The following is a 10,260-nucleotide window of genomic DNA, read 5'->3' on the forward strand; positions in this document are numbered from 1 at the left end:
TACAACTCCTTATGCAAAATCGACTACTGCCGGACGGCTTATCTTGGCAATAGATTGTTGCCCAAACCAAGCTATCTGATGGTGGAGTTGAGCCACCTCTCCCACCACCAATAAGGCCGGCGACGGTGCCTGCTGTGCTAACTGTTCCAGTTCAAGCAAAGTGCCGGTTAACACTTGCTGCTCCAGACGAGTACCACAACCAATGACAGCTACTGGTGTATCTTCCGCTCGCCCATGTAAAATTAATTGATGACTTATCAAGGCGGCTTTGACCGTCCCCATATAAATCACCAGAGTCTGATGACCTCTGGCTAAAGCCGGCCAATCCAACTCATTACCCTTTTCTCGACAATGACCGGTAATAAACGTAATACTCTGTGAATGTTCCCGGTGAGTTAGCGGAATTCCTGCGTAAGCCGTCGCTCCGATGGCGGCAGTAATGCCCGGTACAACTTGAAAAGGAATGCCTGCCGATGCTGCAATCTGTAATTCCTCACCGCCACGGCCAAAAATAAAGGGATCACCGCCTTTAAGACGAACCACTTTTTTCCCCTGTCTGGCAAATTTCACAATCAATCGGTTAGTTTCCTCCTGAGAAACAGAGTGATTACCTGCCCTTTTGCCAACACAAATTTTATCCGCATCACGGCGAACCAGATCCAGTACCTCGCTGCTAACCAAATGATCATAAAGCACCACATCTGCCTGCTGAATAACCTGTAATCCCTTTAATGTCAGCAATCCCGGATCACCAGGACCCGCTCCAACCAAAGCCAGTTCTCCCTGCGAATCAGACTGTTCCAGTTGTTGTTCAAGCTGTTTTTCCGCCTGTTGAATCTGACCGTTTGCAACCAACATAGCGAAACGTCCATTAAAAGCCTGTTCCCAAAAAGAACGACGCTGGCGCATGGAAGTGAATCGCTGTTTCACTCGTTCACGCCAATTGCCAGCAATTTTCGCCATCGCACCAAGACTGGAAGGCAGTAATGCTTCCAATTTCTCGCGGATTAAACGCGCTAATACCGGCGCTTTTCCCGCCGATGATATCGCCACCAAAACCGGGGAACGGTCGATAATTGATGGAAAAATAAATGAGCAATGAGATTGATCATCAACCACATTGACCAAAATACCGCGCTTATCAGCCACAGAAAAAACCTGATGATTTAGAATACGATCATCAGTCGCAGCAATGACCAAAAAAATGCCATCAAGATATTCAGGCTGGAATTCTCCCTTATACCATTCCAGCTCGCCAGCTTGATAACGTTGTTGTAATTCAGAGCGCAATTCAGGCGCTACAACCCGTAATAATGCACCTGCCCGTAGTAGTAGAGTCGCCTTACGCGCGGCCACCTCTCCACCACCGACAAGTAATACAAGTCGCCCTTTCAGCTCAACAAATATCGGTAAGTAATCCACGATTGCCCTTGATATCCAGTGAAATATTTATAAGTACTGAAACTGTTTCGAATGAATATATGAGTCGGCGGTAAAGTTATAAAATGACAAAAAAGAATTAATTGTTCTGTAATGGAATATAGGCGATCTCGCCAAAATAGCTTTTCAGTAGATTGCATGAGGATAAAGATGACAATGCAAAATACAATGGTAATAGCCGGACAGCCGGCTGTTAATTGTTTTTCAGACTATTTATATTACGCCCTAAAACAAGGCGAGGGCTTTATCATCGATCCCACTCAAGAAATACCGGGTTTTTAGTTCTCATGTAACCCACATTCTCGCTTCAAGCCAAAAAAACGGGTTTGTTCTTCACTCATGCCCGGTTCCCATTTTTGAGTTGTATGGATGTCACCAACAGAAAGATAACCTTGTTCCCATAATGGATGATATTCCAAACCATGCTTTGTCAGATATTGATGCACAAGCCGGTTATCCCAGTCGATAATCGGCAAAATCTTAAATACCCCCCGCTGTATAGCCAGAACCGATAATTTTGATCGACTTTCAGATTGCTGACGGCGTAAACCAGCAAACCAACTTTGTGCATTTAGACTTTTTAAAGCCCGATTCATTGGTTCAACTTTATTAATCTGATTGTAGCGTTCTATTCCTTCCACTCCTTGTTCCCACAATTTCCCATAGCGAGCTTCCTGCCAGGCCGGAGAATGGTCAGCACTGAATACTTGCAAATTCAGTTTCAACTGCGTTGTGAGTTTATCTATGAATTGATAAGTTTCAGGGAATAGATAACCGGTATCAGTAAGAATGACCGGAATATCAGGATATTCTTGTGTCACTAAATGAAGACATACCGCCGCCTGAATACCAAAACTGGAGGAAAGAACAAACTCCCCTGGCAAATTTTCTAATGCCCAGTTTATCCTCTGGTGAGCATCCATCATTTCAAGCCGCTGATTAATCTCAGCCAGTGATTGCTCTTGCTGTTCAGCCGTCATACTGACAAATTGAGATAAACTAAATTGGCTCATACAGCCTCCTGCCAATCGTAAAAATCGCGGGCTGAATCCAGTACTGGCTTGATAATGTCCGTGCGGATCAGGAAATCTCCAAAACCTTCATTTGATTGCCGCCCTACTGCCCAACGCCCAATGAGTTCATCCATGATGGATAAGATCTCTTGTGAGCTGATATTTTCTTTATACATGCGTGGAATACGGGTGCCAATTCGATTACCGCCAAGATGAAGGTTATAACGATCAAGCGCTTTGCCAACTAGCCCTACCTCCGCCAACATTGCTCTACCGCAACCATTTGGACAACCTGTCACCCGCAAAACAATATGTTCATCACCAATACCGTGTTTATTCATCAGCTGTTCAATATGGGTGACAAACTCCGGTAAAAAACGTTCAGCCTCAGCCATTGCTAATGGGCATGTTGGGAAAGAGACACAAGCCATTGAGTTTTCACGCTGAACGGTGGTTTTATCGTCAATCAATCCATGCTGACGGGCGATAGTTTCAATGCTTTGTTTATCACTTTCAGGAATACCAGCAATGATTAAGTTCTGATTGGCCGTCAGGCGAAAATCCCCTTTATGTATTTTTGCAATTTCAGCAACACCGCTTTTCAGCGACCTGCCGGGATAGTCCAAAAGGCGACCATTTTCAATAAACAACGTTAAATGCCATTTATCATCAATGCCTTTCAGCCAGCCAATTTGATCACCACGACCCGTGAATTCATAAGGCCGAACTGCCTCAAATTTCACGCCGGCGCGTCTCTCTACCTCTTCTCTAAAAGTGTCAACACCAACCCGCTCCAATGTATATTTGGTTTTGGCATTTTTGCGTTCAGTCCGATTGCCCCAGTCACGCTGAGTTGTCACTACAGATTCCGCAATCGCCAACGTATGCTCAAGTGGAATATAACCAAACTCACTCGCCATACGTGGATAGGTATTTTTATCGCCGTGAGTCATCGCCAAACCACCACCCACTAGCACGTTAAAACCAACCAACTTGCCACCTTCTGCAATGGCGACAAAGTTCAGATCGTTAGCATGCAGATCAACATCATTCTGTGGAGGAATGACTACCGTGGTTTTGAACTTACGCGGCAAATAAGTCGACCCAAGAATCGGCTCTTCATCGGTTGTTGCGACTTTTTCTTTATCCAACCAGAGTTCAGCATAAGCACGAGTACGCGGCAGTAAATGTTCTGAGATTTTCTTCGCCCATTCGTAAGCTTGCTGATGTAACTCTGATTGAATGGGATTCGAGGTACAAAGTACATTGCGGTTAACATCATTTGCCGTCGCAAGCGAATCCAATCCAATTTGATTCAGCAATTGATGCGCAGGTTTTACATTCCCTTTTAGAATGCCATGAAATTGAAATGTCTGACGGTTGGTCAAACGAATACTGCCATAAAGGGTATTCTCTTCAGCAAACTTATCAATACCTAACCATTGCTGTGGCGTAATCACGCCACCCGGCAGACGACAGCGCAACATCATTGCATGACGTGGCTCCAATTTTTGCTCTGTACGTTCAGCACGGATATCACGATCATCCTGCTGATACATGCCATGAAAACGAATCAACAGGAAATTGTCCCCTTCAAAACCTCCCGTCAAGCCATTAGTTAAATCTTCACTAATCGTACCTCTCAAGAAGTTACTTTCCTGCTTCATACGTTCACTGTCAGCCAGTTTACCTTCAACAATCAAAGGACCATGTTGTTTATCGTTCATTAGTACACATCCCTCTGATAACGGCGCTCAAGACGCAGTTCACTTAAAAATTCATCTGCCTGTTCGCTATCCATGCCGCCATGCTCAGCAATAATATCCAATAACGCATGTTCCACATCTTTCGCCATGCGGTTTGCATCACCACACACATACAGATGTGCTCCTTCCTCCATCCAACGCCACACTTCTTCACCTTGCTCACGCAGCTTGTCCTGAACATAAACTTTATGCTGCTGATCACGGGACCATGCCAAATCAATACGGGTCAACAAGCCATCTTTGACATAACGCTGCCACTCCACCTGATAGAGAAAATCTTCAGTAAAATGTGGATTACCAAAGAACAACCAATTTTTCCCTTCAGCGCCATCAGCCTCCCTTTGCTGCATAAATGCCCGAAATGGCGCAATTCCAGTTCCCGGCCCAATCATGATGACAGGCGTGCGTGGATTAGCAGGCAGACGAAAATTATCGTTATGCTCAATAAAAATACGAATATCGCCATTTTCCTGTAAACGATCTGCCAGATAGCCGGATGCGCCGCCGGTGCGGGCCCGTCCGTTAATTTCATAACGAACCACACCAACTGTAAGATGGACTTCATTTTCCACTTCTGCCTGAGAAGACGAAATTGAATAGAGTCTTGGTGTCAAAGGTCTCAGTAAATCAATAAATTGCTGTGCTTCTGGTTGAGAAGCCGCTTCTCTTATCATATCGACGATCGGTTTGCTGTGAGCGTATTGCTGTAATGCTTGTTTATCGGCAATTAAAGAAAGTAATTTTTCATCTTTCGCCAGAACAGCATACTTTTCTACAATCACACTGGTATTTTGAGTTAGCTCAACATGGCTGATCAGTGCTTCCCTTAATGGCAATTTCTGTCCATTAACTTCAATCTGTTCTGTTCCTTGCAACCAGAGCAAATTCAATACTTCATCCACCAAATCCGGATCATTTTCAAACCAGACGCCTAAAGCATCACCTGGTTGATAACGTAAACCAGAATCACCCAGATCAATTTCAATATGGCGAACATCTTTATCAGAACCACGGCCTGTTATTTTCTGACGGATAGATAAGGCGGCTATCAGTGGCTTCTGTTTAGTATAAGAAGTTGAGAAAACTTCATTTACCGATCTGCTCGGTGTAGAAGCAATCACAGTACCTATCTCAGCCGGAATACGCTGTTTCAGGATTCCAGTTAATTGTTTACGCCACTGAGCCGCAACCTGCTGATATTCCACATCTCCATCTACACGTTCCAGAAGCCGTTTAGCACCTAATTCATTCAGACGATTATCGAAATCTTTTCCAGCCTGACAGAATCGCTCATAAGAGGTATCACCCAGACCAAAAACCGCAAACACCATATCATTCAGTTTTGGGGCCTTTTTAGAATAAAGATATTTATACAATGCCACTGCTTCCTCAGCAGGCTCTCCTTCACCTTGAGTAGAAGCAATAATTATCAGTACTTTCTCTTGAGCAATTTGTTTGAATTTATAATCCCCGGCATTGAACAAATTGACATTGAGTTTCTCTGCTAACAAATCATCGCGGAGCTGCTCAGCTAAACGACGAGCATTACCAGTTTGTGAAGCTGAAATTAATGTAATCGTCTCCTGTGCCGGAACCGCCGGAGCCACAGCCTGAACTTGTGATTGTTGATTCACCATTCCCCAAAAATAACCAGACAGCCAGGCTAATTGAGTCGGTGAAAAATCCCCAATTGCCGATTGCAAACGCGCTAGCTGTTCAGGTGAAACCGGAAGAAGTGAAATTGAAGGTGGTTTTATGCTCATTGTCCTGTGCTGCCCTTTACGATTACCAATGTCCGTTATTTTGAGTAAATAAAATAAATAGGGATGGTTTGTAAGGTTATCTCAGCGAGTTGTTACTATTTAAAGAAACTATCGCAATATCAAATAACCAAAACGCCTAACCATATTTACAGATTTAATATATCTATAAAACAGTTAATAAGAGCGATTGCAAAAAAATGAAAAAACCGGGTTTAATTCAGAAGATCGGGTAGAATAGCGGGTTTTTTGAAGTCAGGGAGAACCACTATGAGCACAACGATTTTTAAAGATTTTCAGTTTGAAGCCGCCCACTGTCTGCCACATGTCCCAAAAGGCCATAAATGCGGTCGCCTTCATGGGCACTCATTTATGGTACGACTGGAAATTACCGGGGAGGTCGATCCTCATAGTGGCTGGATTATGGACTTTGCCGATTTAAAAGCCCTATTCAAACCCGTTTGGGAACAGCTAGATCACCATTATCTGAATGATATCCCTGGCCTGGAAAATCCAACCAGCGAAGTATTAGCTACCTGGATTTGGGATAAAGTTAAACCAACAATTCCACAACTCAGTGCCGTTATGGTGAAAGAAACCTGTAACGCGGGAGCTATTTTCCGCGGTAAATGAAACAACTTACTGCACCAGGAAACCTCCAGTGCAGTAAGCTTTTCTCAGGCGATATTCAAATATTTATGTGTTTGCATAGAAAACCGCCAATTACGGGCAATACAGGTTTCAATACATAAACGGGTAGCGTCTTCTTTCTGGCTAATAGGTTGCAGTGCAATAATACGCGATGAGTTGTCATCCAATGTCGCTAATAACTCATCCAATGCTTCAATATCTCTTTCTCTCGCAACCGGATATTTTATTTCATTAGCCCTTTGCAAAGCCTGCTGCAATATCTGGTAACCACCGCGCATATTAACTTTTGGTGAAACTGTCACCCAAGTAGTAGCAGAACACTTAACATGATACGTACCACTAGTTTCTATCTGGCATTGGTAGCCAAGGCTTTCTAACTCTTCGATCAGAGGTATAAGATCATAAAGGCAAGGCTCACCACCAGTAATAACAACATGACGTGCGGTATATTTCTGTTGAACAAACAGCGCTGCAATTTGCTTAGGAGATGCTTCACTCCATTCATTGCTTTCACTCGTCTTCAGCAAAATTGTTTTCAATGTCCGTTGCTTTTCCGCTTCTTTATCCCAAGTGTGTTTAGTATCACACCAGCTACAACCAACCGGACACCCTTGCAGACGAATAAAAATTGCCGGGACTCCAGCAAAAACACCTTCTCCCTGCAATGTCTGGAATATTTCGTTAATCGGGTAAAACATAAAAATCTCTGGTTTCATTAAGGCAAGCGCGCATTATTACAGATATCTATCCCGCGAACATCAATCTTTATGGTAAGGTACGGGGTTTGCTTCGCTTGGCTAACGTGCGACTTGTCGAGGCATCGTGTGCTTAAAATATATCTAGCACTGAAAAAGTGACAGGAATAAATAATGCAGAATAATGAAACTCAGCTGAAACGGGGTCTAACCGGGCGGCACATCCGCTTTATGGCATTAGGCTCCGCAATAGGCACAGGGCTGTTCTATGGCTCCGCAGCTGCTATTCAGCAAGCTGGACCAGCCGTATTACTCGCCTATTTAATCGGCGGTGCTGCCGTATTTATGGTGATGCGTGCATTAGGCGAAATGGCTGTTCACCATCCAGTAGCCGGTTCTTTTTCACACTATGCCAGCCATTACCTCGGCCCTTTAGCCGGATTTCTAACCGGATGGAATTATATATTCGAAATGCTGATCGTTTGCCTGGCTGACGTTACTGCATTCGGTTTCTATATGAAACTCTGGTTCCCCCACGTGGAACAGTGGATCTGGGTGCTAAGCATTGTCTGCTTTATTGGCGCAATTAATCTTTGCCATGTGAAAATTTTCGGTGAAATGGAATTCTGGCTTTCGATTGTGAAAGTCACCGCAATTATCGCTATGATTGTCGGCGGCATCACTATCATGATCTATGGGTTCGGCCAAGAAACAGATCATGCAACCGGCATTGCCAGTTTGTGGGAATATGGCGGTTTTATGCCTAATGGCATAACTGGCGTGATAGCTTCACTCGCCATTGTAATGTTTGCTTTTGGTGGTATTGAAGTCATTGGTATCACTGCCAGTGAAGCCAAAAATCCCGAAAAAACAATTCCAAAAGCAATCAACGCTGTCCCTTTCCGTATTCTGCTGTTCTATGTACTGACTCTGTTTATTTTAATGTGCATCTATCCGTGGAATCAGATCGGTCAAGAAGGTAGTCCATTCGTACAGATTTTTTCCAGCTTAGGTATCAATTCTGCTGCTAATATTCTCAATATCGTCGTGATTACTGCCGCAGTTTCAGCAATTAATAGCGATATTTTTGGTGCTGGCCGTATGATGTATGGCATGGCCCAAGAAGGACAAGCGCCTAAATCATTCACCAAGCTGAGCCGTAATGGCGTACCCTGGATGACTGTGATCGTTATGTCAGCAGTTCTGTTAATTGGAGTTATACTCAACTATATGATTCCGGAAGAAATTTTCGTTATCATTGCCTCTATCGCAACATTTGCTACTGTATGGGTATGGTTGATGATCCTACTTTCTCAGGTTGCTATGCGCCGCAAAATGAGCAAAGAAGAAGTTAAGACCCTGAAATTTCCCGTTCCTATGTGGCCAATAGCACCAGTATTAACCATTATCTTTATGGTATTTGTTATTGCATTACTGGGCTATTTCGAAAAAACCCGCATTGCATTAATTGTGGGAATTATATGGATAGTTTTGTTATCAATAACCTATTTTTTAAGCATAAAGAAAAACACTTCTCAACCACATCAGTTGAATAAATAATATTTACACTTATAAGTGCCAGATTATTCTGGCATTTATTATAACTCATTCAAAAAAATATTTTTTTATTCATCTCAATGTTATTTTTATATATTATTTAAAATAAATCTTATTTCATAAATAAAAATATTTATTTATAATGAATTAAATGAGAATTCAATTCATTATAAATAGACAAATATATTCTTATAATAAAGAGTTAATAGAAATTTACAACAAGAGGATTATGATCAGAAGCATCAGTAGGTATTACAATGGCATTAGCTATATTCAACTCTCGGTAAAAAATAAAATCCAAAGGCCTGCCAAACGCGATTGTTCGATAGTCGTCAGTAAAAGATACTTCTTCAAGGTGTAAATATCTAGTAAAGCGTTTTAAAGCATTTAATCGTTGCTTACTCCATGCATTAAAGTCACCAGCCATAATTACTGGGCCATTATGTAAACGAACATGAGCTCCAATATTATTCAACTGACGGCTATACACATCCACACCAAAACTGAAATTTATCGCATGCACATTAATAACCATCAAATGACGATTATCCTGCAAAAGATAAACAGTGATGAGAGCTGATTTAGATAAACGTAAAAGAGGCTCTTTCTCTCTCAATGGACAACAATAAACAGGGTGAGAAGTTGCTAATGTCATTACACCAGAAGGGTGCTGTGGTAATAGAAATGCAGGAACTTGATCGGCTATCAGACAATTTGAGGTAGCAAATTCAACTAAATCAGGAGTTGTCTGCGCTTCTTGCAATAAAATCAACTGGCTTTCGTTAGTTAGCTCCTTCAAAACCTTTCGCCATGCAGGACGCTGCTGTTTATAGATATTCCATACAACAACCCTAAGCTTATTTGTGCCAGTGATCAAAGGAGTACCTACAGGTAATGCATTCCCAAGCTGATGAGTCGACATAGGAAAGACACGCTCAACAGGCTGGCCCGCGACATACCTTATCGCATAGGTTTTTTTTACCACGTAAAAAACCTCTTAAATACAGAATAACTATAAAAACTATCCTATTTTATCAAATATCATAAGGTAATTATTGATTTTAATACTCATGAACGACAAAAAACCCTGAGATTTCTCTCAGGGTTTCTCTACTAACTAAGGTGGCGGTGCGGACGGGGCTCGAACCCGCGACCCCCGGCGTGACAGGCCGGTATTCTAACCAACTGAACTACCGCACCACCGAATTCTCTGTGATTTTATGTCGCTGCTACAACATAAAACCTAAACATCAATCTTGGTAGTTTACAAACAGCTTTCGTGCCATTTTCCCTTCGGACCGTCGCCATCCGCGACGTTCAACTCCGTTCCCGACGGAGTTATCCTACTCTCTACCATTGTGCCTTATGTCACTGTTTT

General features: G+C 42.7%; 8 protein-coding genes and 1 tRNA gene. 2 read left to right on the plus strand and 7 right to left on the minus strand.

The genetic code is table 11. The features are described from left to right. Positions 1-9 precede the first annotated feature (9 nt). The 4 genes from cysG to cysJ form a co-directional block, all read right to left on the minus strand. Complete coding sequence (gene cysG / locus OO184_RS20785) at positions 10-1,422, minus strand: siroheme synthase CysG (RefSeq protein ID WP_265380822.1); 1,413 nt, start codon at positions 1,420-1,422, stop codon at positions 10-12. Positions 1,423-1,718: 296 nt separating this feature from the next. Next, positions 1,719-2,453, minus strand: coding sequence for a phosphoadenylyl-sulfate reductase (locus OO184_RS20790; protein WP_265380823.1), 735 nt, complete (start codon positions 2,451-2,453; stop codon positions 1,719-1,721). Beyond that, complete coding sequence (gene cysI / locus OO184_RS20795) at positions 2,450-4,180, minus strand: assimilatory sulfite reductase (NADPH) hemoprotein subunit (RefSeq protein ID WP_265380824.1); 1,731 nt, start codon at positions 4,178-4,180, stop codon at positions 2,450-2,452. Before cysI ends, OO184_RS20790 begins: the two co-directional genes overlap by 4 nt. Beyond that, positions 4,180-5,982 (minus strand): NADPH-dependent assimilatory sulfite reductase flavoprotein subunit, encoded by a 1,803-nt coding sequence (gene cysJ, locus OO184_RS20800; RefSeq protein ID WP_265380825.1) that lies wholly within the window; start codon positions 5,980-5,982, stop codon positions 4,180-4,182. Before cysJ ends, cysI begins: the two co-directional genes overlap by 1 nt. A gap of 267 nt (positions 5,983-6,249) precedes the next feature. Here cysJ and queD point away from each other — a divergent pair, with 267 nt between their 5' ends. Next, positions 6,250-6,612: a 6-carboxytetrahydropterin synthase QueD gene (gene queD / locus OO184_RS20805; RefSeq protein ID WP_265380826.1), complete on the plus strand. Its 363-nt coding sequence runs from the start codon at positions 6,250-6,252 to the stop codon at positions 6,610-6,612. Positions 6,613-6,656: 44 nt separating this feature from the next. On the opposite strand, the gene queE is transcribed toward queD, so the two are convergent. Then, positions 6,657-7,328 (minus strand): 7-carboxy-7-deazaguanine synthase QueE, encoded by a 672-nt coding sequence (queE, locus tag OO184_RS20810; protein WP_265380827.1) that lies wholly within the window; start codon positions 7,326-7,328, stop codon positions 6,657-6,659. A gap of 171 nt (positions 7,329-7,499) precedes the next feature. Here queE and hutT point away from each other — a divergent pair, with 171 nt between their 5' ends. Further along, on the plus strand, positions 7,500-8,885 hold the full coding sequence (hutT, locus tag OO184_RS20815) for an L-histidine transporter HutT (RefSeq protein ID WP_265380828.1): 1,386 nt from the start codon (positions 7,500-7,502) through the stop codon (positions 8,883-8,885). A 199-nt stretch (positions 8,886-9,084) separates the two neighbouring features. On the opposite strand, the gene OO184_RS20820 is transcribed toward hutT, so the two are convergent. Further along, positions 9,085-9,867 carry an endonuclease/exonuclease/phosphatase family protein gene (locus OO184_RS20820; protein ID WP_088374004.1) on the minus strand — a complete coding sequence of 261 codons (783 nt, stop codon included), beginning with the start codon at positions 9,865-9,867 and terminating at the stop codon, positions 9,085-9,087. Positions 9,868-10,005: 138 nt separating this feature from the next. Further along, positions 10,006-10,082 (minus strand) — tRNA-Asp (locus OO184_RS20825). Positions 10,083-10,260 lie beyond the last annotated feature (178 nt).

The organism is Photorhabdus aballayi (assembly GCF_026153155.1).
In the GTDB taxonomy this organism is placed as follows: domain Bacteria; phylum Pseudomonadota; class Gammaproteobacteria; order Enterobacterales; family Enterobacteriaceae; genus Photorhabdus; species Photorhabdus luminescens.

Coding starts and splice junctions, on each gene's coding strand:
- queE (WP_265380827.1), bottom strand. CDS start 7,328: ATGTTTTACCCGATTAACGAAATATTCCAGACATTGCAGGGAGAAGGT.
- cysJ (WP_265380825.1), bottom strand. CDS start 5,982: ATGAGCATAAAACCACCTTCAATTTCACTTCTTCCGGTTTCACCTGAA.
- hutT (WP_265380828.1), top strand. CDS start 7,500: ATGCAGAATAATGAAACTCAGCTGAAACGGGGTCTAACCGGGCGGCAC.
- cysI (WP_265380824.1), bottom strand. CDS start 4,180: ATGAACGATAAACAACATGGTCCTTTGATTGTTGAAGGTAAACTGGCT.
- queD (WP_265380826.1), top strand. CDS start 6,250: ATGAGCACAACGATTTTTAAAGATTTTCAGTTTGAAGCCGCCCACTGT.
- OO184_RS20790 (WP_265380823.1), bottom strand. CDS start 2,453: ATGAGCCAATTTAGTTTATCTCAATTTGTCAGTATGACGGCTGAACAG.